Here is a 24,053-nt window from a genome sequence, read left to right as displayed (position 1 = left end):
CCGGAAAGACAGACAAAGAGTCCTGCTTGCCCACGACAGGGTCAATTGGCACAGGACGAATCGGCGGTAGTACTTTGGTCGTACGGCGGCTGCGCTGACGTGCAGCGAACATCAGGGATGGAACAATCGGTTGCGGAGCCATCCATTGGCGTACGGCCGTGTGGCGTCCATCTTCAGTGGCACCCATCCAACAGGAGTCGCCATGAGCTTTCCCGAACCGGTCCGCGTACTGCGCACCATCCGTGGCATGCCCACCTCCGACGGTGCCGGCGTGCGCCTGACCCGCGTCATCGGCGGCCCGACGCTGCCCGACCTGGATCCGTTCCTGCTGCTTGATGAGTTCGGTACCGACCGTGCCGAAGACTACATCGCCGGCTTCCCGGAACACCCGCACCGTGGTTTCGAGACCGTCACCTACATGCTCGACGGACGCATGCGGCATCGCGACAACCACGGCAACGAAGGCCTGCTGACACCGGGCAGCGTGCAGTGGATGACCGCCGGCCGCGGCCTGGTGCATTCGGAGATGCCCGAGCAGGAAAGCGGGCAGATGCGCGGGTTCCAGCTGTGGGTGAACCTGCCGGCGAAGGAGAAGATGACCGAGCCGAAGTACCAGGAATTCGCACCCGAGCGCATTCCCGTGGTGCACCCGGAGCCGGGCGTGGAGGTGAAGGTGATTGCCGGCAGCGTGGACGGCACCGATGGCCCGATCGTGCAGCCGGCCACCGATCCGCTCTACCTCGACATCACGCTGTCGCCCGACCGGGCCTGGACCTATGCGCTGCCGGAGGGGCACAACGCGTTCGCCTACGTGTTCGAAGGTGCGATGACTGTGGGTGAGCAGGACGCCGCGCGCGACGTTGCACGCCAGGAACTGGCGGTGCTGGGCGGTGGCGAGCAGTTGCACCTTTCGGCCGGCAACGAAGGCGCGCGGTTGATCCTGGTGGCTGGCCGTCCGCTGCGCGAGCCGGTGATGCGGCATGGCCCGTTCGTGATGAACACGCGGCAGGAACTGATGCAGGCCTTCGTCGATTTCCAGGAAGGCAAGTTCTGAGGGAGTGCCGGCCGCTGGCCAGCAGCAGCCTCGGACAAAGGCGGATCGGGGTGCCGGCCAGCGGCCAGCACTACCGTCGGATCGGCTCGCATTGCGGGGATGCTGCCAGGCAGTCATCCCCGTCACCTTCAGCGCCCCGCGGCCACGGCCGACGGGGTCAGGCTCATGCCCTGCGCCAGCTGCTGCAGCGAGCCCAGTTCCTGCGCGCTGTCCGGGTACAGCGAAATCTGCGCGTAACGCCCTTTGTCGAGCTTGACCACACTGATGCGACGCTCGGCATAGCCGGGCGGCTGCTGGCCTCCCAGATCGGGCTGGTACCAGTACAGCGATTCACCGCCGAAGCTGCCCTTTTCCTGGCGCAGCGAGCGGTTCAATGGAAGGTTTGGATCGCGCGCACTGAGCATCAGGCTCAGTACCTCGCGGCCATCGCCGGTGCTGGCGCGGCAGACCAGGAAATCGGCCTGTGCCTGCTGTTGCCACTGCAGGCCGCTGCTGGCCGGCAATGAAGGACATTCGGTGGGAGCCTGCGCGGCGGCCTGGGCCACCGCGAACAGCAGGCTCGACAACACTACAGGCGCGAACTTCATGCATCCCCCAAGGTGGTGTGTCGTTGGCTCCGCCGGATGGACCGGCAGCCTTGGCATCCCATCCCCGGATGCCGCCCCGGCCGGCATGTGCACGGACGGTCAACTCAACCTTAACGGAACGTGAGCGATCGCACAAATCGCGGTTACACGCGTAACCATTGCGGCCGATGGTCGGCCGCAATGGTCCGCACGGGCCTCAGCGGTCGTTGCCGATCCACTTGTAGATGATGCCGCCGATCGCGCCGCCCAGCAGCGGGGCGACCCAGAACAGCCACAGCTGGCTGACCGCGCCGCTGCCGGCGAAGAAGGCCACCGCCGTGGAACGGGCCGGGTTCACCGAGGTGTTGGTGACCGGGATGCTGATCAGGTGGATCAGGGTCAGCGACAGGCCGATCGCCAGCGGGGCGAACCCGGCCGGTGCCTTGCCGTGGGTGGCGCCCATGATCACGATCAGGAACACTGCGGTCAGCACCACTTCGCACAGGAAGGCCGCGGCCACGCTGTAGCCGCCGGGGGACAGCGCGCCGTAGCCGTTGCTGGCGAATGCACCGGCCTGGCTGCCATCAATGGCGAAGCCGCTGGCGCCCGATGCGATCTGCAGCAGGATGAAGCCGGCCAGCAGGCCGCCGGCGACCTGGGCGATGATGTACGGGATCAGGTCCTTGGTCGGGAAACGACCACCGGCCCACAGCCCGACGCTGACCGCCGGATTGAAGTGCGCGCCGGAGATATGGCCGAACGCATAGGCGCCGGTCACCACGGTCAGGCCGAAGGCCAGCGCAACGCCGAGGAAACCGATACCCAGCGGATTGCCGTCACCCCCGAACTTGGCGGCCAGCACGGCACTGCCACAGCCACCCAGAACCAGCCAGAACGTGCCGAGGAACTCGGCGGACAAGCGTTTACCCATGCTCATGTGTTGCACTCCTTTGACGGTCGAAAGTGTGATTTATGTCACATTTCAATGATCAGCGGGTGACTGTAGCGTCAACGCCGGGTGCAGGGATACACCTTCGGATGTGTGCAACACGCGATGTTCAGTACTGCGGCAGCGGGATGAATTCCTTGTCGTCGCCCGGAATGGTGCCGAAGCGGCCGGCCTCCCAGTCGTGCTTGGCCTGTTCGATACGTTCCTTCGAGCTGGACACGAAGTTCCACCACAGGTGACGCGGGCCATCCAGCGGCTCGCCACCGAACAACATCGCCTTCACCGGCGTCTTTGCGCGCAGGCGGCCACGCGCACCAGCCTCGGGGATCACCAGGTGCTGGGCAGGGATGTCCACGCCATCCAGCTGCGCGTCGCCTTCGAGGATGTACAGCGCGCGCTCGCGGTGGCCGTTGTCGATATCGATTTCCGCATCCGGGTCGAGGTCGATCGCCACGTTGAGCGTATCGGCGAACACCTTCACCGGTGATTCTTCGCCGTAGGCGCGGCCGGCAATGACGCGCAGCCATGCGCCATTGCGGCGCTGCTCGGGCAGGGTGGCGGCGGCATGGTGGTAGAACGCCGGCTCGATTTCCTCATGCGATTTCGGCAGCGCCACCCAGGTCTGCATGCCGTGGATGGGGTTGTCATGGTCGCGGTCCGGCTGCGGCGTACGCTCGGAATGGGCGATGCCGCGGCCGGCGGTCATCCAGTTGACGTCACCGGGACGGATCACCTGATCCGAACCCAGCGTGTCGCGGTGGCCGATCGCGCCCGACCACAGGTAGGTGACGGTGGCCAGGCCGATATGCGGATGCGGGCGCACGTCGATGGCGGTGCCGGGGTGCATGAGTGCCGGGCCCATCTGGTCGACGAACACGAACGAGCCGATGCTGCGGGCCTGCAGGGTCGGGACGGCCCGGCGGACTTCGAGGCCGCCGATGTCGTGCACGCGCGGGGCGATGATGGTGGTCATGCGGGCGTTCTCGCTGGCAGGGATCAGGTGATCAGCATCGCATGCAGCTGTGACGGGGACATGCCCCGTATGGGTAACAGGTTGTTCCAGCCAACGGCGCAGCCCCTCGTGGCTGTGGGTTGGTCGCTGAAGGCAGAAGCAAGATCAAAAGCCGCGCTTGGCCGGGCGGGTGGGTGGCGCAGGGGACGCTGCAAGTACGTCCATGTAAGCTCGATCGCCGCATCCATGCGGCTCACGCCCCTGCGCCACCCACCCGCCCGGCCTCTGACAGTTTCCGTGTGCGTCCAGCCACGGAGAAGAAAAAAGAAAATCAAAGTCAAAATCAAACGCCGGTCGCTTCGCTCGCATCCACGCATGGCGTGGACCAAGCGTGTCGACCAAGGTCGACACCTACCAGCTCCCGAAGGTCACTGACCGTCACCGGGAAACTGTCAGGGGTGGGGCGGTGTGGGTGGGCAGGACCGTTGGCGCCATGGGCCCGAGGCATGTCTCGGGCGGGTTGGGCAGGACGCCCAACCCCGGTCTTGCCGTGTGCGCAGGACAGCGCACACGAGCAAGGCGCCATCGAGCCCCCATGGACGGGTTTACGGCGTGTCCCGCCCACCCACACCGCCCCGCCCAACAAACAGAAAAGCCAGAGCCGGCTGTTGCTCCGGCTCTGGCTCTGGCTGTTGATCCAGCGGGTGCCGGGCCGCAGGCCCGGCCGATCAACTCACACCACCGGTTCGCGCAGGGCGGGGTTGTCCCAGCCCGGGCGCGGTGCGAAACGGTCACCATGGCGCTGCTGCAGCGCCTTCAACCGCTCGACGATCGCGTCGGCACCTACCGCGCGGATGTGCTGGATCGGACCACCGCGGAACGGTGCGAAGCCGGTGCCGAAGATCACGCCGGCATCCAGCAGGTCCGCATCGGCCACCACGCCTTCGTGCAGGCAGGCCACCGCTTCGTTCAACAGCGGCAGGATCAGGCGGTCCTCCAGATCGGCCGGGGCCTGGTAATCGCTGGCCACGTCCGGCTTCTTCGGCTTGCCGTTCTCCCAGGTGTAGATGCCCTGGCCATCCTTCTTGCCGCGCTTGTCCGGTTCCACCGTCTGCAGCGCGGCCGGAATCTGCAGGCCCAGGAACGGTGCCAGTTCGCGGCCGACACCGGCGGCTACGTCCAGGCCCACGGTATCGATCAGTTCGATCGGGCCCATCGGCATGCCGAACTTCACCGCCGCCCTGTCGATCACCGGGCCCGGGATGCCTTCGGCGTAGGCAGTGGCGGCTTCCAGCATGTACGGGAACAGCACGCGGTTGACCAGGAAGCCCGGGCTGCCGGCCACCGGCACCGGGAACTTGCCCAGTGCCTTGCAGAACGCGGCCAGGCGACGTTCGGTCTCAGGCGCCATGCCGTCGTGATGGATGATTTCCACCAGCGGCATCTGCGCGACCGGGTTGAAGTAGTGCAGGCCAGCGAACTGTGCCGGGCGCTGGATGTGGTCGCGCAGCTCCACCAGCGGAATCGACGAGGTGTTGGTGGTCAGCAGCGCATCCAGCTTCATCTTCGGTTCCAGCGTCTGGTACAGCGCACGCTTGGCTTCCGGGTTCTCGATGATCGCCTCGATCACCAGGTCGGCCTCGGCCACGCCGTTGCCTTCCAGGTCGGCACGCAGGCGCGCGGCCACCGCAGGACGCTTGCTCTCGTCGCGTACCTTCTTGGCGAACAGGGCCTGCGCGCGCTCCATGGCCGGGTCGATGAAGCGCTGCTCGCGGTCCTGCAGGGTGACCTCGAAGCCCTTGTAGGCGGCCCACGCGGCGATGTCGCCGCCCATCACGCCGGCGCCGACCACGTGCACGTGGCGGATGCCGGAGTCACCACCGCCGAGGCCCTTCAGGCGCTCGGTCAGGAAGAAAATGCGGATCAGGTTGCGCGCGGTCGGCGTGCTGGCCAGCTTCACCACCGCGCGACGTTCGGCATCCAGGCGCGCCTGGATCGGCTTGCCGCCGCTGCGCTGCCAGGTGCTGATCAGCGCGTAGGGCGCCGGGTACTGGTCCTTCTTGGCCTTGCGTGCGACCTGCTTGACCATCTGCGGCGCCAGCAGGGTGCGGGCCAGCCAGGTGTTGGTGGCCCAGGCCGTCGCGCGCTGCTTGAACGGGCGGGTGGTGCCGGACAGCGCCAGCGCGACGGCGGTGTCGAGTACCACCGCCGGTGCCACCACCTTGTCGACCAGGCCGATCCCACGCGCGGCCGAGGCCGACAGGGTGCGGCCGGTCAGCATCATGTCCATCGCCGCCGGTGCGCCGACCAGCTGAGGCAGGCGCGCGCTGCCACCCCAGCCCGGGAAGATGCCCAGCTGGGTCTCCGGCAGGCCGATGCGGGTGCTGCTGTCATTGGAGGCCACGCGGTAGCGGCAGGCCAGCGCCAGCTCGGTACCGCCGCCCAGGCAGTGGCCGTGGATGGCTGCCACGGTCGGGCAGGGCAGTTCAGCCAGCTTCTGGTAGGTGGCCTGGCCGCGACGGATGGCGTCGTTGACGGTGCCGCGGCGGTCGAACTCCTGGAACTCCTTCAGGTCGGCACCGGCAATGAAGCCGGCCTTCTTCAGCGACTGGATCACCACGCCCTTGGGCGGGTCCAGTGCAATGCGCTCGAGCAGGTCGCCCAGTTCCAGCAGCACGTCCTGCGACATGGCGTTGACGCTGCTGTCCTGACGATCCAGGGAGAGAACCACCACGCCGTCGTCGCGGATCTCGGGGTGCCAGTGGCTGAAGCGGAGACCATCGAAGCCTGAGAGCATGGACGTTCCATCCGGTTGTGTATGGAGAAGCGGCTATGATCCAGAGGTTGTTTCCCCCGCGTCAAATCCCAATAGCAGGGGAGTGGCGACCCCGGATCCATGGCCGTGGACCGGGACGCTAACGGAACGGTGGTTAAAAGCTGGTGCGGCGCCAGGTGATCGGCGACTGAACTTTTCCCGGGATTGGCAGTCTCATTGCCCGACGTCGGTTGGGCTGACAGGAGTGCGGCCCCTCATGGCCGATGTTGATACACCTCAGGAGCTGGATCTGGAACTGGTCCGGCGCGTGCAGCACGGCGAGAGCGCCGCGTTCGATGTCCTGGTGCGCAAGTACCAGCATCGCGTGGTGGCCCTGGTCGGTCGCTACATCGCCGACTGGAGCGAATGTCAGGACGTCGCCCAGGACACTTTCATCCGTGCGTACCGCGCGATCGGAAGTTTCCGCGGCGATGCCCAGTTCTCAACCTGGTTGCATCGAATCGCCGTGAATACCGCCAAAAACTACCTGGCTTCACACAATCGCCGGCCGCCGACCGATGACATCGACATCGGTGACGCCGAACAGTTCGACAGCGGGACGCGCCTGCGCGACACCGATACGCCCGAACGCGAGTTGATGCGCCAGGAACTGGAACAGACGGTGATGAAGGCCGTCAACGCGCTGCCGGAAGAACTCCGGTTGGCGATCACCCTGCGCGAGGTGGAAGGCCTGAGTTACGAAGATATCGCGCAGAAAATGGGGTGCCCGATCGGCACCGTGCGTTCACGGATCTTCCGGGCGCGCGAGGCGATCGACACCGAACTCCGGCCGCTGTTGGACATCGGCAGCGCCACCCGTGAGAAGAGCCGCGTATGACCAGTAATCCGTTCAACGAATCGCAGAACCACCAATCGCCCGCCGGGCAGCGCCTGGACCAGCGCCATCGCGAACAGCTGTCGGCCCTGGTCGATGGCGAGCTGGGCGCCGACGAAGCGCGCTTCCTGCTGCGCCGGATGGAGCACGACCCCGAGCTGGCCGGCTGCCAGGAACGCTGGCAGCTGCTGGGTGACGTGATGCGCGGGCAGGCCTCGGCGCTGGCGCCGGCCGGCTTCAGCGCGGCCGTGGCCGCCGCCATCGCTGCCGAACCGGCGCCGCAGGCCGAGCCGCGCCGCGAGGTGCGCCGCAGCGGTTGGCGGGCCTGGGGCGGTGGCGCCGCACTGGCCGCCTCGGTGGCGGCGGTGGCGCTGTTCATGGGCGGCGAGAAGCTGAAAGAGGCCACCCCGGGCGAGCCGCTGGCACCGCAGGTGATCGCCAGCCAGGCCGAACTTGCGCCCGCACCGGCGCCGACGACGCCGGCTCCGGTAACCGAAGCCTCGGTGGATACCGCCGCAATGGCCGTGGCCGGTGTACCGGCAGTGGCCATGGCCGCGGCCAGCCGACGCCAGGACACCCGTCGCGCCAGCGCTACCCGCAGCCAGCAGGCCGCGCGTGCCGCCCAGCGCGAGGACATGCCGCAACGCGCCGTGGCCGCCGCACAGGCGCCGCTGACCCCGACCGTGCCGGCCAATGCCAGCCGCAACATGCCGTTCGGTGAGGTTGGTGGCCTGCAGGCGCGACCGTGGCCGCGCTCCAGCCTGGCGCCCGCTGCCGGCGGCGCGCTCAATGCGAGCTTCCCGGCCCACGCCGGTGGCGCCGCGTTCTACCCGTTCGAGCCGCGCCTGCAGGACGACCTGCCGGTGCCGCCGCGCCCGCGCGACTGAGCCGGGCGCTTTCACGCCCCGCCGTCGGCGGGGCCCGTATTCCTCTTTCCATCCGATCCGGAGGTTGCCGTCCGATGACTCCCCGACTCCGCACGCAGGCCATGGGCCTGCTGGCCCTGACCCTGCCGTTGGTGGCCTGCGCGCAGGCCCCGGCTCCGGCCGCCCAGACCCAGGCCGCGCCGGCCGCCGCGCCGCGGGCCCCGGCCCAGCCGCTGGTCACGGGCCTGCCTGACTTCACCAATCTGGTCGAACAGGTCGGGCCTGGCGTGGTCAACGTCGACACCACCATCGTCCGCAACAACCGCCAGGCCTCGCGGGGCCCGATGGGCGGCGACGATGACATGCCGGAGTTCTTCCGCCGCTTCTTCGGCCCGGATTTCCCGATGCCGGGGCAGGGCCCGGGCGGTCCGGACGGTGGCCCCAGCATCAAGGGCCGCGGCATGGGCTCGGGCTTCATCATCTCGCCCGATGGCTATGTGCTGACCAACTACCACGTGGTGGCCGATGCCAGCGAGGTGAAGGTCAAGCTGGGTGACCGCCGTGAGTTCACCGCGAAAGTGGTGGGCAGCGACCAGCAGTACGACGTGGCACTGCTGAAGATCGACGGCAAGAACCTGCCGACCGTGCGCGTTGGCGACTCCAACTCCCTCAAGCCGGGTCAGTGGGTGGTCGCGATCGGTTCGCCGTTCGGCCTCGACCACTCGGTCACTGCCGGCGTGGTCAGCGCCCTCGGCCGCAGCACAGGTGGTCCGGACCAGCGCTACGTGCCCTTCATCCAGACCGACGTGGCGATCAACCAGGGCAACTCCGGTGGCCCGCTGCTGAACACCCGTGGCGAAGTGGTCGGCATCAACTCGCAGATCTTCTCCGCCTCGGGCGGCTACATGGGCATCAGCTTCGCGATCCCCATCGACCTGGCGATGAGCGCGGTCGAGCAGATCAAGAAGACCGGCAAGGTCACCCGTGGCCAGCTCGGCGCGGTGGTGCAGGAAATCGACGGGCTGAAGGCGCAGGCGATGGGCCTGCCGGACAGCCGCGGCGCCCTGGTCAACCAGATCGTGCCGGACTCGGCTGCAGCCCGGGCCGGGGTGAAGGTCGGCGATGTGATCCGTTCGGTGAACGGCGCGCCGGTCAACAGCTGGTCCGACCTGCCGCCGCTGATCGGCGCGATGGCACCGGGCAGCCGGGTCACCCTGGGCGTGATCCGTGATGGCAAGCCGCGCGACCTCAGTGCCACCCTGACCGCACTGACCGAAGACGGGCAGGCCGGTTCGCGTGGCCCGGCCACCGGCGACAGCGATGCGGCTCCACAGGCCGGCGCCAATGCCCTGCTGGGGCTGGACGTCAGTGACCTGACCGCACCGCAGCGCAAGCAGCTGGGCCTGGAATCGGGCGAAGGCGTGCGCATCACCGGGGTCAAGGGCCAGGGCGCGCGTGATGCCGGCCTGTCTCCGGGCATGGTGATCCTGCAGGTGGCCAGCACCCAGGTCGGCAGCGTGGACGCGCTGAACCGTGCGCTTTCCAGCTACAAGAAGGGCGACGTGGTGATGCTGCTGGTGCGCACCGGCAGCGGCAACAGCGCGTTCGTCGCGGTCAAGGCTGGCCAGTAAGGCCTGCCGGGGCCGCTTCGGCGGCCCCGGCTTTTCCTCGAAGCCCCGCCCTGGCGGGGCTTCGGCCATTCCGGGCCCGGTCCGATGAGGCCGTTTTCGCGGGCGGGCGCCGAGCATGCGATAATCGACCGTTACCCTGACGACGCCGCGCGCCGCCGCCACCTATGTCTTCTGATTCGATGCGGAACATCCGCAACTTCTCCATCATCGCCCATGTCGACCACGGCAAGTCCACGCTGGCCGACCGCATCATCCAGCTCTGTGGTGGCCTGCAGGCCCGCGAGATGGAAGCGCAGGTGCTCGACTCCAACCCGATCGAGCGCGAGCGTGGCATCACGATCAAGGCGCAGTCGGTGTCGCTGCCGTACCTGGCCAAGGACGGGCAGACCTACCATCTGAACTTCATCGACACCCCCGGCCACGTCGACTTCTCCTATGAAGTCAGCCGCTCGCTGGCCGCCTGCGAAGGCGCGCTGCTGGTGGTCGATGCGGCCCAGGGCGTGGAAGCGCAGTCGGTGGCCAACTGCTACACCGCCGTGGAGCAGGGCCTGGAAGTGGTGCCGGTGATCAACAAGATCGACCTGCCCACCGCCGACATCGAGCGTGCCAAGGCCGAGATCGAGGCCGTGATCGGCATCGACGCCTCCGACGCCGTGCCGGTCAGTGCCAAGACCGGCCTGAACGTGCAGGACGTGCTGGAAGCGATCGTGCATCGCATCCCGCCGCCGAAGCCGCGCGACACCGACAAGCTGCAGGCGCTGATCATCGACTCCTGGTTCGACAACTACCTGGGTGTGGTCTCGCTGGTGCGCGTGATGCAGGGCGAGATCAAGGCAGGTGACAAGCTGCAGGTGATGTCCACCGGCCGCAACCACCAGGTCGACAACGTCGGCGTGTTCACCCCGAAGCGCAAGGTGCTGCCGGCGCTGCGTGCAGGTGAAGTGGGTTGGGTCACCGCCAGCATCAAGGACGTGCACGGTGCGCCGGTCGGCGACACCCTGACCCTGGCCGGCGACCCGGCACCGAAGCCGCTGCCGGGCTTCCAGGAAATGCAGCCGCGCGTGTTCGCCGGCCTGTTCCCGGTCGATGCCGAGGACTACCCGGACCTGCGCGAAGCGCTGGACAAGCTGCGCCTGAACGATGCCGCGCTGCGTTTCGAGCCGGAAAGCTCCGAGGCGATGGGCTTCGGCTTCCGCTGCGGCTTCCTCGGCATGCTGCACATGGAAATCGTGCAGGAGCGCCTGGAGCGCGAATACAACCTGGACCTGATCAGCACCGCGCCGACGGTGGTGTATGAAGTCCTGAAGACCGATGGCTCGATCATCAACATGGACAACCCGGCCAAGCTGCCGCCGGTGAACCAGGTCGAGGAGATCCGCGAGCCGATCATCCGTGCCAACGTGCTCACCCCCGAGGAGTACATCGGCAACATCATCAAGCTGTGCGAAGAGAAGCGCGGCAGCCAGATCGGCATCAACTACCTGGGCAGCCAGGTGCAGATCAGCTACGAGCTGCCGATGGCCGAGGTGGTGCTGGACTTCTTCGACAAGCTGAAGTCGGTCAGCCGTGGCTATGCTTCGCTGGACTACCACTTCGTGCGCTTCGACGCAGGCCCGTTCGTGCGCGTGGACGTACTGATCAACGGTGACAAGGTCGATGCACTGTCGCTGATCGTGCACCGCAGCCATGCCGACCGTCGCGGCCGCGAACTGTGCGAAAAGATGAAGGACCTGATCCCGCGCCAGATGTTCGACGTGGCCATCCAGGCCGCCGTTGGCTCGCAGATCATCGCCCGTACCACGGTCAAGGCCATGCGCAAGAACGTGCTGGCCAAGTGCTATGGTGGCGACGTTTCGCGCAAGAAGAAGCTTCTGGAAAAGCAGAAGGAAGGCAAGAAGCGCATGAAGCAGGTCGGCCGCGTGGAGATCCCGCAGGAAGCGTTCCTGGCCGTGCTGCAGATGGACAACAAGTAAGCCCGCACCGGCCCTGCGGGGCCGGTCGTCTGGTGACGTTGCAAAGGACCCTGAATGAAACTGTTTGAGATCCTCCTGGTCGTGCTGACCCTGGCCTCGGGCCTGATCCTGCTCGCGGACAAGCTGTACCTCGCCAAGCGTCGCGCCCAGCGCGCGGGCCTGCTCGATTCCGAGCCGGTGCTGGTGGACTACTCGCGTGCGTTCTTCCCGGTGCTGGCGATCGTGCTGATCGTGCGCAGCTTCATTGCCGAGCCGTACAAGATCCCGTCCAGCTCGATGATGCCGAACCTGCTGATCGGCGATTTCATCCTGGTCAACAAGTTCTCCTACGGCCTGCGCCTGCCGATCAGCAACACCAAGTTCGTGCCGGTGGGCGAGCCCTCGCGTGGTGACGTGGTGGTGTTCCACTTCCCCGGCCATGGCGAGAACGATCCGGCCAAGGGCGAGAACTTCATCAAGCGCGTGATCGGCGTGCCGGGCGACACCGTGGTCTTCGAAGGCGACGGCGTGATCCTCAACGGCGAGCCGCTGAAGTACGACAACAAGGGCATCTACGCCGGCCACAAGGGCCAGGGCGAGGGCGCCAACCTGCTGGTCGAGCACCTGCCGGGCCGCACCCACACGGTGCTGGAGACCGACTATCCGCGTGGCCAGGGCCAGTGGACCGTGCCGGCCGGCAAGTACCTGGTGATGGGCGACAACCGCGACAACAGCGATGATGGCCGTTTCTGGGGCCTGCTGCCGGAAGAGAACCTGCGTGGCAAGGCGTTCCTGATCTGGCTGAACTGCCAGGGTTGGTTCTGCAAGGATGGCTTCGAGCCGTCGCGGATCGGCTCGAGCATCAACTGAGCGGGCACCAACTGAGTATTTTCACATCCAACGCGTATCTGGGGAGAACGCAATGAAGACGATGAACACGCAGCGTGGCATGACCCTGACCTCGTTCCTGACGGTCCTGATCGTGGTTGGCTTCTTCCTCTACATCGGCATGAAGCTGTTCCCGATGTACCAGGAGTACTACGCGGTGCGCTCGGCGATGAAGAGCCTGGCCAACGAGCCGGGCGTGGGCAGCATGGAGCCGGCGCGCATCCAGGACCTGTTCTTCAAGCGCCTGTACATCAACTATTCGGACAACGTGAAGCCGGCCAACGTGAAGTTCGACCGTCGCGACAATGGCTGGACCCTCAAGGTCAACTACGAAGTGCGCCGTCAGCTGATCGGCAACCTCGATGTGGTTGGCAAATTCGATTCTTCCCAGGACCTGACACGAAGCGGTGCCCAGTAAATTCATCCAACGTGGCGACCTGATCGGTCATGCCTTCAGCGACCCGGCCCTGCTCAAGCAGGCGCTGACGCATCGCAGTGCCGGTGCGCCGCACAACGAGCGCCTGGAGTTCCTCGGCGACAGCATCGTCAACATGATGGCGGCCGAGGCGTTGTACCGACGCTGGCCCAAGGCCGACGAAGGCGCGATGACCCGTGCCCGTGCCGAGCTGGTGCGTGAAGGCGCGCTGGCGGTGATCGGGCGCACCCTGGAACTGGGCGAACGGCTGACCCTGGGCCCCGGCGAAATGAAGTCCGGCGGTCATCGTCGCGACTCGATTCTGGCCGATGCCGTGGAAGCCGTGGTGGCCGCAATCTACCTGGATGCCGGCTTCGAGGCCTGCCGGGCGGTGGTACTGCCCTGGTTCAGCGCTTCGATCGAGGCACTGCCGGCTTCCGGCCGGCCCGAGAAGGACCCCAAGACCCGCCTGCAGGAATGGCTGCAGGCCCGACAGAAGGCGTTGCCGCAGTATGAACTGGTGTCAGAATCCGGTGACGACCACGCCAAGCACTTCCGGGTACGCTGCAACGTAGCCGACCCGGCCGCCAGCACCGAGGGCGAAGGCGCCTCGCGGCGGCTTGCCGAACAACAGGCGGCTGCGGCCGTCCTAGAACAACTGGATTCCAAGTGAGCGAACAAACTTCCCATCATTGCGGCAGCGTGGCCGTCATCGGCCGCCCGAACGTGGGCAAATCGACCCTGACCAATGCCCTGGTCGGCGCCAAGGTCAGCATCGTTTCCAACCGCCCGCAGACCACGCGCCATCGCCTGCTGGGCATCGCCACCTATCCGGAAGGCCAGCTGGTGCTGGTCGACACCCCCGGCCTGCACAAGGTGCAGAAGCGGGCGATGAACCGGGTGATGAACCGCGCCGCGCGTGGCTCGCTGGAAGGCGTCGATGCCGGCCTGCTGGTGATCGAAGCCGGTCGCTGGGACGAGGAAGACAGCCTGGCCTTCAATGTTCTGCGCGACGCCGGCATCCCGGTGGTGCTGGTGGTCAACAAGATCGATCGACTGAAGGACAAGGGCGCGCTGCTGCCGTTCCTGCAGGAAGTCACCGCCGGCCGCGATTTCTCCTCCGTGCATCCGATCTCGGCGCAGAAGCGCAACGGTCTGGAAGCGCTGGTGCGCGACGTGCTGGCACTGCTGCCGGAAGCGCCGCCGATGTTCGGCGAAGACGAGATCACCGACCGCAGCCAGCGCTTCCTGGCCGGCGAACTGGTACGTGAACAGCTGATGCGCCAGTTGGGCGAAGAGCTGCCGTATGCCACCACCGTGGAAATCGAGCGCTTCACCGAAGATGGCAACCTGCTGCGCATCGGTGCGGTGATCTGGGTCGAGCGCGAGGGCCAGAAGGCGATCGTGATCGGCAAGGGTGGTACCCGCCTGAAGGAGATCGGGGCCAAGTCCCGCCTGCAGATGGAGCGTCTGTTCGGGGCCAAGGTGTTCCTGGAAACCTGGGTACGCGTGCGTGAAGGCTGGTCCGACGACGAGGCCGCACTGAAGGCCTTCGGTTACGAGTAACCCGGAACGGTCGCTTCGATGATGATCGAGGACGACACCGGCTTCGTGCTGCATGCACGGGCCTATCGCGAGACCAGCCTGCTGGTCGAAGTGCTGAGCGCGCAGCATGGCCGGATCGGCCTGCTCGCGCGTGGCGTATCCACCGCCAAGGGACAGGTGCTGCGCGCGGCCCTGCAGCCGCTGCAGTGGATCCGCTTCAGTGCCCAGCAGCGGGGCGAATTGGCCCAGCTGCGGGGTGCCGAGGCACTGGATGCTGCCCCGCGCCTGGTCGGCCAGGCGATGCTGGCCGGCTTCTATCTGAGTGAATTGACCCTGCGCCTGGCCCCGCGCCAGGACCCGCTGCCGGAGTTGTACCTGGCCTACGGCGAGGCACGCGCGCGGCTGGCCGTGGGCGCCGGCCTGGCCTGGACCCTGCGCCGGTTTGAGCGCGAGCTGCTGTCTGCGCTGGGCCTGGGTTTCGATCTGGACAGCGCCAGCGACGGCCAGCCGATCGACCCGGCCGCGCGCTACGAACTGGACCCACAGGAAGGCGCGCAGCGCCTGCTCAGCGAGCGCGGTGGGGAACGCCGGGCGGCCGCGACGGGTTCTGCGCTGCTGGCGCTGGCCGCCGATGAAGAGCCCGATGCCGCCGACCTGGCCAGCCTGCGCCTGCCGATGCGGCGGGTGCTGGCCCATCACCTGGGGCCGCGCGGCCTGAAGTCCTGGGAAATGCTCGAGCAGCTCGCTCCCAGGCGTTGAGGGGGGGGCGGCAGGGCTTGCAGCCATGCACCTGCCGAATCAACGTCAACGTCAACGTCAACGGCAGAAGCTGGCTATCCGTGGGTAGGCGGGGTGGGTCCGGTTGCGGGGGCCGCTGCAAGTCCCCCTCCGGGGCCCGGCCCAGCCGCTGGCGGCTGTGCGTTCGGGCGCTTGCGAAGCAATGCTTCGCAAGCAAAGCGCCCTCACCCATGTAAGCTCGGTCGCCGCACCCATGCGGCTCACGCCCCCGCAACCGGACCCACCCCGCCTTCGACAGTTTCTCGCGAGCTGTCGGAACGGCACTCTGCTCTGGTGGGTGTCGACCTTGGTCGACACAGTAGAGCCACGCCATGCGTGGATGCGTTTCGATTTCAATTCGAAATATTTGATTCCGATTGAGATTCATCCACGCATGGCGTGGATCTACTGGCCACCGGCCAACTATCGAAGGCGGGGCACTGTGGGTTTGCGGGGTGTGAGCCGCATGGATGCGGCGACCAAGGCTACATGGACGTACTTGCGCCGTCCCCGCAAACCCACAGTGCCCCGCCATCTCACGGAATGCTGCTTTGGCCTTTGACGTTGCCCTGGCTTGAAGGCTTCGGCAGGTGCAGGGCGCAGCCCTGCCGAACAACCGTTAATGCAGCAGGGCAGCCACCGCGTCGCGGAACCCCGCCTGGGCCTGCCCGGACTCCGGCGCATGATGCAACTGGCGCACCGCCCGGCCCAACCGCGCCGCGCCCACGAAGCCACAGCTCGCCTGCAGCCGATGCAACTGGCTGCGCAGCTGGCGCTCGTCATGCTGGTCCACCGCCTGCTCGACCGCATCGCGTACGCCTGGCAGCTCGGCCAGGAACAGCTCGCGCAGCGCGATCAGGTGGTTGCGCTGGCCATTGAGCGCGGCCAGTGCCGCAGTCTCGTCCCAGTCCTGTACCTGCAGCTCGACCGCGGCCGGCGCCTGGGCCATGACGATCCCGGCCGGACTGTTGACCAGGGCGCGGCGCACCGCCTTCAGCAGCTGGTCGCGGCCCAGCGGCTTGACCAGCGTGTCGCTGAAACCGGCCTCGCGCAGGCGCGCATGGATCGAGGTATCACCGTCGGCGGTATGCGCCAACGCCGGGGTGTCGGGATGTGAACGGCGCAGTTCGCGCAGCAGCTGCGCGCCGTTGCCGTCAGGCAGGTTGACGTCGATCAGCCACAGGTCATGCGCGCCGGGCTCGGCGCTGGCCAGGGCACTGGCCAATGAGTCTGCGGTGTCCACGTCCGCCGGTAACGTTTCCAACGCCGCCTTGAAAAAACCGCGGCTGATGATGTCGTCCTCGACAAGCAGGAAGCGGGGCCGGCTGGCCCGCGGGGTCATCTGCATCAGGGCTGCCTCCATGTCAGCTGTTGCAATCATCAAGCACAGCGGCGGCGGGCGCAAGCGGGTCCGGACCCTGCCGGTCAGGATCTGCGACAATACGCCCCCATTTTTGCCCGCAGCCTGTTGCCACGTGGCCCGATCCCGCTCCCGCATCGACCGTACCCCGTTCCAGACCGAGATCCTCGACCTCAGCCATGATGGTCGCGGTGTCGCCCGCCGTGAAGGCGAGGGCGGCAAGGTCACCTTCGTCAGCGGCGCCCTGCCGGGCGAGGTGGTCATGGCCGAACAGACCGCCCGCAGCCGCCATTTCGACGAAGCGCGTACGGTGGAAGTGCTGCAGGCCTCGCCGCAGCGCGTCACCCCGAAGTGCCCGCACTTCGGCACCTGCGCCGGCTGCGTGCTGCAGCACCTGGACGAAGACCAGCAGATTGTCGCCAAGCAGCGCGTGCTGATGGACAACCTGGAGCGCATCGGCCACGTGAAGCCGGGCACCGTGCTGGCGCCGCTGGTCGGTGAGAGCTGGGGCTACCGGCGCAAGGGTCGCTTCTCGGTGCGCCGGGTCGAAAAGAAGGACAAGACCCTGGTCGGCTTCCGTGAACAGGATCCGCGATTCGTCGCCGACCTCAGCCAGTGCCTGACCGTGATCCCCGAGATCGGCACCAAGGTCGAGGCGCTGTCCACCTTCATCGAATCGCTCGATGGCAAGCGTGACATCCCGCAGATCGAATTCATCGCTGGCGACCAGGCCGTGGTCCTGACCGTGCGCCACCTGCAGCCGCTCAGCGATGCCGACCGCGTGGCCTGGGCCGCCTTCGGCCAGCAGCATGGCTTCGTGATCTACCTGCAGTCCGGTGGCGTGGATACCGTGCAGCCGCTGGACGGGCAGGGCGTGCCGCTGTCGTTCCGGCTGGCGCCGTGGGACGTGGAGCTGGCGTTCCGTCCGTTGGACTTCATCCAGGTCAACGCCAAGCTCAATGAGAAGATGATCGCCCACGCCCTGGACCTGCTGGAGCCGGGTGAGGACGAGCGTGTGCTGGACCTGTTCTGCGGCCTGGGCAACTTCACCCTGCCGCTGGCGCGCCGCGTGCGCGAAGTGGTCGGTGTTGAAGGTGATGCTGGCCTCGTCGCGCGGGCCCGTGAGAATGCCGAGCGCAACGGCCTGACCAACGCCCAGTTCTTCAGCGCCGACCTCACCCAGGACCAGCGCAGCACGCCGTGGATGCGCCAGGGCTTCGACAAGCTGCTCTTGGATCCGCCGCGCTCGGGCGCGATCGAAGTGCTGCAGCAGCTGCCGCTGAAGCAGTTCAAGCGCATCGTCTACGTCAGCTGCCACGCGGGTTCGCTGGCACGCGATGCCGGCTATCTGGTCAACGAACAGGGCTTCACCCTGGTCAGCGCCGGTGCCATGGACATGTTCCCGCACACCGCACACGTGGAAAGCATCGCGGTATTCGAGAAGCGCTGATCGGCTGTCATGCCCATCGCGCATAATGGCGCGATGGGCATCGAAATCGAACGCAAATTCCTCGTCAGCAGTGATGGCTGGCGCGCCGCCGCGCGCCGGGTGATCCCGATGGCGCAGGGCTACATCAACGACATGGGCGCGCTCGACCGCGGCACCCAGAACGCCTCGGTGCGCGTGCGCATCGAGGGCGACCACGCCGCGCTGAACCTGAAGTCGCGCACCATCGGCCACACCCGCCAGGAGTTCGACTATCCGATCCCGGTGGACGATGCTCGCGCACTGCTGGCGCTGTGCGTGGGCGGCCTGATCGACAAGCGCCGCCATCTGGTCGAACACGCCGGCCTGACCTGGGAGGTGGACGAGTTCCTCGGCGACAACGCCGGCCTGGTCGTGGCTGAGGTTGAGCTGGACAGCGCTGACCAGACCATCGACCTGCCGGACTGGGTGGGTGCCGAAGTCACCGATGATGCCCGCTACTACAACGTTGCCCTGGCCAGCCACCCGTATTCAGAGTGGTGAAACCACCCAAAAGGGGACGGAGGGGATTAAGTCGTCTTTACCCCATCTGTGCGGGAAACGACTTAATCCCCTCCGTCCCCTTTTATCGAGGGTGTCGGCCCCCATGTGGAAAGGATGAGAATCGACATCTACTCCGACGTGGTCTGCCCCTGGTGCTGGATCGGCAAGCATCGTTTCCAGCAGGGCGTGCAGTTGCTGGGCGCCAACGCGCCTGAACTCGATATCCACTGGCAGCCGTTCCAGCTCGACCCGGATGCTGACGCCACCCCGGTGCCGCTGCGCGAGGCCTATGTGCGCAAGTTCGGCGGCGTTGAGCGTACCGAACAGATCCTCGGCCAGACCCAGACCACCGCGCGGGCCGAGGGCCTGCCGATGGACTTCAGCCAGGGCCAGGTGCGGGTGACCACGCTGCCGGCGCACCGGGTGTTGTGGCTGGCAGGCGAGCACGGCGTGCAGGATGCGGTGGGCGAAGCACTGTTCCGCGCCCACTTCGAGCACGGTCAGAACCTGGCGGACCCCTCGGTGCTGATCAAGGCGGGCGCGGCAGGCGGCCTCGACGCGGGTGAAATCACGCAGATGCTGGCCTCCGACCGCGGCCTGGCCGAGGTCGAAGCCAAGCTGGCGCAGGCTCATGCATTGGGCGTTTCTTCGGTGCCGACCTTCGTCATCGATGGGAAGTGGGCCATTTCCGGGGCGCAGCCCCCCGAGGCCTTCGCCAACGCCCTGCGCCAGATCGCCGCCGAGCAGGGCGCGCCTGCGGCCCCGGCTGACGGCGACGAGGCCTGCGGCCCGGACGGCTGCAAGGTCTGACCGGATCCGAAAAGGGGACGGAGGGAATTAAGACGTATCCAGCCCGTGGGGGCCGATTGCGGCTTAATCCCCTCCGTCCCCTTTTTCTGACCACTGCGCCTGTCGGCCGGTTCTGCGACAATGCGGCACTGCGCCATGCGGGCGCGCGTTGTGGAGATCGACCATGCTGCTGATCGGCGTTGCCGGCACCGAACTGACCGCCCAGGAACGTGACTGGCTGCAGCACGATGCCGTGGCCGGAGTGGTGCTGTTCAAGCGCAACTTCGCCTCGCGCCAGCAGGTGACCGATCTGAGCGCGGCGATCCGCGCTGCCGCGCCGCGCCCGCAGCTGATCTGCGTGGACCAGGAAGGTGGCCGCGTGCAGCGTTTCCGCGAGGGCTACAGCGAGTTGCCGCCACTGCAGGACATCGGGGCGATGTACGCCACCGACCCGCAGCAGGCGCTGGCCCTGGCCGAGCAGCACGCCTGGCTGATGGCCAGCGAAGTGCGCGCCAGCGGCCTGGACCTGAGCTTCGCGCCGGTGGTCGACCTTGGCCGTGGCAACCGCGCCATCGGCAACCGCGCCTTCAGTGAAGACCCGCAGGTGGTGGCCGCGTTCACCGCCGCCTACGTGCGCGGCATGCATGCGGTCGGCATGGCCGCCACGCTCAAGCATTTCCCCGGCCATGGCACCGTGCTGGAAGACACCCACGTGGATACCGCGATCGACCCGCGCGCGCTGGACGAGCTGCGCGCCCAGGACCTGGTCCCGTTCCAGGCCGGCATCGCCGCCGGTGCCGACGCGGTGATGATGGCGCACGTGATCTATCCGCAGGTGGCACCGGAACCGGCCGGCTATTCGCCGCGCTGGATCCAGGACATCCTGCGCGGCGAGCTCGGGTTCCGCGGCGTGGTGTTCTCCGATGACATCGGCATGGCCGCCTCGCACAGTGCGGGCGGCGTGCCGGCGCGCGTGCACGCGCATCTGGATGCCGGCTGCGACGTGGTGCTGGTCTGCCACCCGGAGCTGGTCGATGAAGCCCTGCACGCCGTGCAGGGACGCTCCCTCAATACTGCTGCGCTGCTGGGCCTGCTGGGCCGCGGCGCGCTCGGCTGGGACGGCCTGCTGGCCGATGCCCGCCATGGCGACACCCAATCCCGTCTGCTTGAAACCCTTGGAAGAACCGTCTGATGCCCAACCTCACCATTTCCCAGGCCCTGGCCCAGGCTGACCTGCTGGTCGACCGCCCCACCATCGACAAGGCCATCGCTGGTATCGCCGACGCCATCGCGCGCGATTACAAGGGCGAGGTGCCGCTGTTCCTGTCCATCATGCACGGTGCGCTGCCGTTCGCCGGCCAGCTGGCGCTGGAACTGGGCGCGCGCGGCCAGGACGTGCAGTTCGATTACCTGCACGCAACCCGTTACCGCGGTGAAACCACCGGCGGCGACCTGGTCTGGAAGCACAAACCGGCCACCTCGCTGTTCGGCCGCCGCGTGCTGCTGGTCGACGATATCCTCGACGAGGGCTACACCCTGCAGGGCGTGCGCACCTGGTGCCTGGAACAGGGCGCGACCGACGTGCGCATCGCCGCGATGACGGTGAAGAAGCACGACCGCGCGCTGCCGGACGTGACTGCCGACTACGCCGGCATCGAACTGCCGGACCGTTACGTGTTCGGCTTCGGCATGGACGTCAACGAAACCCTGCGCTGCGTGCCGGCCATCTACGCGATGAAGGAATAACGGCGCAGCCGCCCGCGGCGCGTCTTCTTCTGCCGCCGGCATCCTCGGGTGCCGGCGTTCGTCTTTTCATGGAGTGCTTCGAATGCAACAGATCGCCCTGGCCGTGATCGGCGGTACCGGTGTCTATAACCTGGCCAAGCTTGACGACGTGCAGACCCACGAGGTCGACACCCGCTTCGGCCGTCCGTCGGGCCCGGTGCGCGTTGGTACGCTGCTCGGCCATCGCGTGGCGTTCCTGGCGCGGCATGGCGAAGGCCATTCGCTGCCGCCGCACAAGATCAACTACCGCGCCAACCTGGCCGCGCTGCAGCAGCTGGGCGCGCAGCGCGTGCTGGCGTTGAACACGGTGGGGGGCATCACCGAACACTTTGGTCCGCGCGTGCTGGCCTGCCCGGACCAGATCATCGACTACACCTGGGGCCGCATCAGCACGATCTGTGAGGAAGAAGGCACCGACGTGGTCCACGTTGATTTCGGCCACCCGTACACACCAATGCTGCGCAGCAAGATCCTGGCTGCGGCCAAAGTGACCGGCGTCACGGTCCATGACGGTGGCTGCTACGGCGCAACACAGGGCCCGCGCCTGGAAACCATCGCTGAAATCGCCCGTATGCGCCGCGACGGCTGCGATCTGGTGGGCATGACCGGCATGCCGGAAGCCGCCCTGGCACGCGAGCTGGGGCTGGATTACGCCTGCCTGGCGATCATCGCCAACTGGGCTGCCGGTTGTGGTGATGGCGAGGAGATCACGATGGCCGAAGTGCTGGCCAACGTGCAGGCGGCCGGCAACGGACTTCCGGAACTGGTGGGCGAATTGGCACGGGGGTGATTGTCTTCCCCGAGCAAGCTTTGCATACTCAGCTTGTGCGCGGGTTCAGCGTACACCACCCATTCATTGCATAAGGTCTCGCATCACCATGCCGAACGGTACCGTCAAGTGGTTCAACGACGCCAAGGGATTTGGCTTCATCTCGCCGGAGGATGGCAGCGCCGACGTGTTCGCGCACTTCTCCGCCATCAACTCCAAGGGCTTCCGCAGCCTGCAGGAAGGCCAGCGTGTCACCTATGACGTGACCCAGGGCCCGAAGGGTGCCCAGGCTTCGAACATCACGCCGGCCGAGTGATCCACTCGACAGTGCGTTGAAAACCCCGCTTCGGCGGGGTTTTTTTTGCGCGGATTGCCCGCGACCCGCTCGCGATCCACCCGCCTCGGGCACAATGCGGCCATGACGGAACGACTGCGCATCGCCGTGATCGGCTACGGCACCGCTGGACAGGCAGTGTCCATCCTGCTCACCCGTGACGGCCACGAGGTGGAGATCTTCGAACGCGTGCCCACGCCGGGGCCGGTGGGTGCCGGTTTCCTGCTGCAGCCCAGCGGCCTGCAGGTACTGTGGCAGATGGGCCTGCTTGATTCCGTGCGCGCACATGCCGCGCCGGTGCACCGCCTGTATGGCGACACGCCGTGCGAGCGCGCGGTGATGGACATGCGCTACGAGGGACTGGATGCGCGCCTGCACGGCCTGGGCATGCAGCGCGGGGCCTTGTTCTCGCTGTTGGACGAGGCGCGTGCAGGCGAGGGCCAGCTGCATGCCGGTACCACCATTACCGAGGTGGATGCCGAACACGGCCGTCTGCGCGACAGCGACGGGCGCACGCATGGCCCGTTCGACCTGGTAGTGGTCGCCGATGGCGCCGCGTCGACGCTGCGCGGCACGATCGCCGGCGGTGCCGGGCTGGACCGCGTGTATCCGTGGGGGGCGCTGTGGTGCCTGCTGCCGGCCGAGGACTGGCCGCACGTGCAGGAGCTGCGGCAGCGTTACGTGGCCGCGCGCAAGATGATCGGACTGCTGCCGGTCGGCACGCGCCCCGGTGATGACACGCCGCGCCTGAGTTTCTTCTGGAGCCTGCCGCGCGCCGACTTCGAACGCTGGCAGGCCGATGGCATGACGCCCTGGCTGGATGAACTGCATGCACTGTGGCCGCAGGCCAGTGCGCGCTTCGCCCATCTGCGTGATGCCGGCCAGTTGGCGCGCGCGGTCTACCGTGATGCGGTGATGACGCGCTGGCACCACGGCCGCATGGTGGTGGCCGGTGATGCCGCGCATGCGATGAGCCCGCAGCTGGGGCAGGGCGTGAACATGGCGCTGTTGGACGCGCTGGCGCTGCGCGATGCGGTGCGCACCTATGGCGGCAGCACGGTCGCGCTGCAGGCCTACCAGGCGCAACGCAGGGCACACGTTGCGGTGTACCAGCGCTGGAGTCGTTGGCTGACGCCGCTGTTCCAGTCCGACCGCGACGCCTGGGCGAAGGCGCGTGACGTGCTGCTGGGCCCGATGGGGCGCCTGCCCGGGGGCCGTGGCCACATGCTGCGCGTGCTCAGTGGCACCCAGCACGGCTGGTTCGGTGCACTTGCACTGGATCCGGCGTTCGTCGACGCACTGGCCACTGCAGCGGAGATGCCTCGTATCAACGCGATTTCGGCCAATGCGTGAAGCGCGTCGTCACCTGAATTAACGGTTGCCTCACCGCCGATATGCGAGAAGTAGGTTGCACGCGATTGCGCGTCGCCCGTTTTCCTTTCCGTGATCAACATCGCGCGTGGCCCGGGCGGCGCTGCCGTTGCGGCCTGTTGCGGCCCGGATGTGCCGCTGATGTTGAAGAGGAGGACGCCATGTTGTTCGCGGTCGAGGAGCTGGAATCGGAAATCTGCAAGCTGCGCGGATTGCTGCAGATGCTGCACGAGGACCAGCCCGACGTACTGGAGGACGTGTTCGAGTTCCATGTTGGCAGCCTGATCAGTCATGCATCAGCGGAGCACCACGCGCGCATCCGCACCTGCGCGCAGGAAATGCTCGCGGCGATCCAGGCGTTGCCGCGACGACGTGAGGGCGACACGCCTGATTTCCAGTTGATGCCGCAGCTGGGCATTCGTCCGGCCTGA

The 24,053-nt window shown here is 67.1% G+C and carries 24 protein-coding genes; 19 read left to right on the top strand and 5 right to left on the bottom strand.

Going from position 1 to position 24,053, the window contains the following annotated elements; all coding sequences use genetic code 11:
* The first annotated feature begins 202 nt into the window (after positions 1-202).
* A complete protein-coding gene (locus ACZK3W_RS16450) occupies positions 203-1,054 on the top strand; it encodes a pirin family protein (protein WP_197617003.1) in 852 nt (283 codons plus the stop codon).
* 128 nt (positions 1,055-1,182) lie between these two features.
* On the opposite strand, the gene ACZK3W_RS16445 is transcribed toward ACZK3W_RS16450, so the two are convergent.
* From ACZK3W_RS16445 to ACZK3W_RS16430, 4 genes are all read right to left on the bottom strand, one after another.
* Positions 1,183-1,641, bottom strand: a complete 459-nt coding sequence (locus ACZK3W_RS16445) for a hypothetical protein (RefSeq protein ID WP_032129855.1) — start codon at positions 1,639-1,641, stop codon at positions 1,183-1,185.
* A 196-nt stretch (positions 1,642-1,837) separates the two neighbouring features.
* Positions 1,838-2,557 carry an aquaporin Z gene (aqpZ, locus tag ACZK3W_RS16440; RefSeq protein ID WP_032129854.1) on the bottom strand — a complete coding sequence of 240 codons (720 nt, stop codon included), beginning with the start codon at positions 2,555-2,557 and terminating at the stop codon, positions 1,838-1,840.
* A 121-nt stretch (positions 2,558-2,678) separates the two neighbouring features.
* Positions 2,679-3,542: a pirin family protein gene (locus tag ACZK3W_RS16435; RefSeq protein WP_032129853.1), complete on the bottom strand. Its 864-nt coding sequence runs from the start codon at positions 3,540-3,542 to the stop codon at positions 2,679-2,681.
* Positions 3,543-4,254: 712 nt separating this feature from the next.
* Entirely contained in the window at positions 4,255-6,318 is a 2,064-nt protein-coding gene (locus tag ACZK3W_RS16430) for a 3-hydroxyacyl-CoA dehydrogenase NAD-binding domain-containing protein (protein ID WP_043034534.1), read from the bottom strand.
* Positions 6,319-6,553: 235 nt separating this feature from the next.
* On the opposite strand from ACZK3W_RS16430, the gene rpoE reads away from it, so the two are divergent.
* The 9 genes from rpoE (at position 6,554) to recO (ending at position 15,227) form a co-directional block, all read left to right on the top strand.
* On the top strand, positions 6,554-7,174 hold the full coding sequence (gene rpoE / locus ACZK3W_RS16425; protein ID WP_010482816.1) for an RNA polymerase sigma factor RpoE: 621 nt from the start codon (positions 6,554-6,556) through the stop codon (positions 7,172-7,174).
* A complete protein-coding gene (locus ACZK3W_RS16420) occupies positions 7,171-8,058 on the top strand; it encodes a sigma-E factor negative regulatory protein (RefSeq protein WP_049421254.1) in 888 nt (295 codons plus the stop codon). Before rpoE ends, ACZK3W_RS16420 begins: the two co-directional genes overlap by 4 nt.
* A gap of 74 nt (positions 8,059-8,132) precedes the next feature.
* Entirely contained in the window at positions 8,133-9,668 is a 1,536-nt protein-coding gene (locus ACZK3W_RS16415; RefSeq protein WP_197617005.1) for a DegQ family serine endoprotease, read from the top strand.
* A 179-nt stretch (positions 9,669-9,847) separates the two neighbouring features.
* The gene (lepA, locus tag ACZK3W_RS16410; protein ID WP_032129849.1) at positions 9,848-11,641 is read left to right on the top strand and encodes a translation elongation factor 4; all 1,794 of its coding nucleotides are present in this window, start codon (positions 9,848-9,850) and stop codon (positions 11,639-11,641) included.
* Between the two features lie 54 nt (positions 11,642-11,695).
* A complete protein-coding gene (lepB, locus tag ACZK3W_RS16405; RefSeq protein ID WP_032129848.1) occupies positions 11,696-12,490 on the top strand; it encodes a signal peptidase I in 795 nt (264 codons plus the stop codon).
* A 52-nt stretch (positions 12,491-12,542) separates the two neighbouring features.
* Positions 12,543-12,926: a DUF4845 domain-containing protein gene (locus ACZK3W_RS16400; protein WP_010482821.1), complete on the top strand. Its 384-nt coding sequence runs from the start codon at positions 12,543-12,545 to the stop codon at positions 12,924-12,926.
* Positions 12,916-13,596 carry a ribonuclease III gene (rnc, locus tag ACZK3W_RS16395; RefSeq protein WP_032129847.1) on the top strand — a complete coding sequence of 227 codons (681 nt, stop codon included), beginning with the start codon at positions 12,916-12,918 and terminating at the stop codon, positions 13,594-13,596. The genes ACZK3W_RS16400 and rnc overlap by 11 nt, the downstream gene beginning before the upstream one ends.
* The gene (gene era, locus ACZK3W_RS16390; protein WP_010482823.1) at positions 13,593-14,489 is read left to right on the top strand and encodes a GTPase Era; all 897 of its coding nucleotides are present in this window, start codon (positions 13,593-13,595) and stop codon (positions 14,487-14,489) included. Before rnc ends, era begins: the two co-directional genes overlap by 4 nt.
* A gap of 18 nt (positions 14,490-14,507) precedes the next feature.
* Positions 14,508-15,227, top strand: coding sequence for a DNA repair protein RecO (gene recO / locus ACZK3W_RS16385; RefSeq protein ID WP_032129846.1), 720 nt, complete (start codon positions 14,508-14,510; stop codon positions 15,225-15,227).
* Positions 15,228-15,864: 637 nt separating this feature from the next.
* Here the strand turns inward: recO and ACZK3W_RS16380 are convergent.
* Positions 15,865-16,593, bottom strand: a complete 729-nt coding sequence (locus ACZK3W_RS16380; RefSeq protein WP_032129364.1) for a response regulator — start codon at positions 16,591-16,593, stop codon at positions 15,865-15,867.
* A 127-nt stretch (positions 16,594-16,720) separates the two neighbouring features.
* On the opposite strand from ACZK3W_RS16380, the gene rlmD reads away from it, so the two are divergent.
* The 9 genes from rlmD (at position 16,721) to ACZK3W_RS16335 (ending at position 24,053) form a co-directional block, all read left to right on the top strand.
* The gene (gene rlmD / locus ACZK3W_RS16375) at positions 16,721-18,055 is read left to right on the top strand and encodes a 23S rRNA (uracil(1939)-C(5))-methyltransferase RlmD (protein WP_478450125.1); all 1,335 of its coding nucleotides are present in this window, start codon (positions 16,721-16,723) and stop codon (positions 18,053-18,055) included.
* A gap of 33 nt (positions 18,056-18,088) precedes the next feature.
* Positions 18,089-18,574, top strand: a complete 486-nt coding sequence (locus tag ACZK3W_RS16370; RefSeq protein WP_197616010.1) for a CYTH domain-containing protein — start codon at positions 18,089-18,091, stop codon at positions 18,572-18,574.
* 114 nt (positions 18,575-18,688) lie between these two features.
* Positions 18,689-19,384: a DsbA family oxidoreductase gene (locus ACZK3W_RS16365; RefSeq protein WP_049398295.1), complete on the top strand. Its 696-nt coding sequence runs from the start codon at positions 18,689-18,691 to the stop codon at positions 19,382-19,384.
* Positions 19,385-19,547: 163 nt separating this feature from the next.
* On the top strand, positions 19,548-20,555 hold the full coding sequence (nagZ, locus tag ACZK3W_RS16360; protein ID WP_032129343.1) for a beta-N-acetylhexosaminidase: 1,008 nt from the start codon (positions 19,548-19,550) through the stop codon (positions 20,553-20,555).
* Entirely contained in the window at positions 20,555-21,109 is a 555-nt protein-coding gene (locus ACZK3W_RS16355) for a hypoxanthine-guanine phosphoribosyltransferase (protein WP_005410592.1), read from the top strand. Before nagZ ends, ACZK3W_RS16355 begins: the two co-directional genes overlap by 1 nt.
* Positions 21,110-21,191: 82 nt before the next feature.
* Positions 21,192-21,938 carry an S-methyl-5'-thioinosine phosphorylase gene (locus tag ACZK3W_RS16350; protein ID WP_010482830.1) on the top strand — a complete coding sequence of 249 codons (747 nt, stop codon included), beginning with the start codon at positions 21,192-21,194 and terminating at the stop codon, positions 21,936-21,938.
* A gap of 88 nt (positions 21,939-22,026) precedes the next feature.
* Positions 22,027-22,233, top strand: a complete 207-nt coding sequence (locus ACZK3W_RS16345; protein ID WP_005410590.1) for a cold-shock protein — start codon at positions 22,027-22,029, stop codon at positions 22,231-22,233.
* Positions 22,234-22,335: 102 nt separating this feature from the next.
* Positions 22,336-23,604, top strand: coding sequence for an FAD-dependent monooxygenase (locus ACZK3W_RS16340; protein ID WP_197615996.1), 1,269 nt, complete (start codon positions 22,336-22,338; stop codon positions 23,602-23,604).
* Between the two features lie 179 nt (positions 23,605-23,783).
* The gene (locus tag ACZK3W_RS16335; protein ID WP_032129345.1) at positions 23,784-24,053 is read left to right on the top strand and encodes a hypothetical protein; all 270 of its coding nucleotides are present in this window, start codon (positions 23,784-23,786) and stop codon (positions 24,051-24,053) included.

This window comes from Stenotrophomonas sp. 80084_Sma, assembly GCF_056481995.1.
This window is presented reverse-complemented; position numbering and strand designations above follow the sequence as displayed.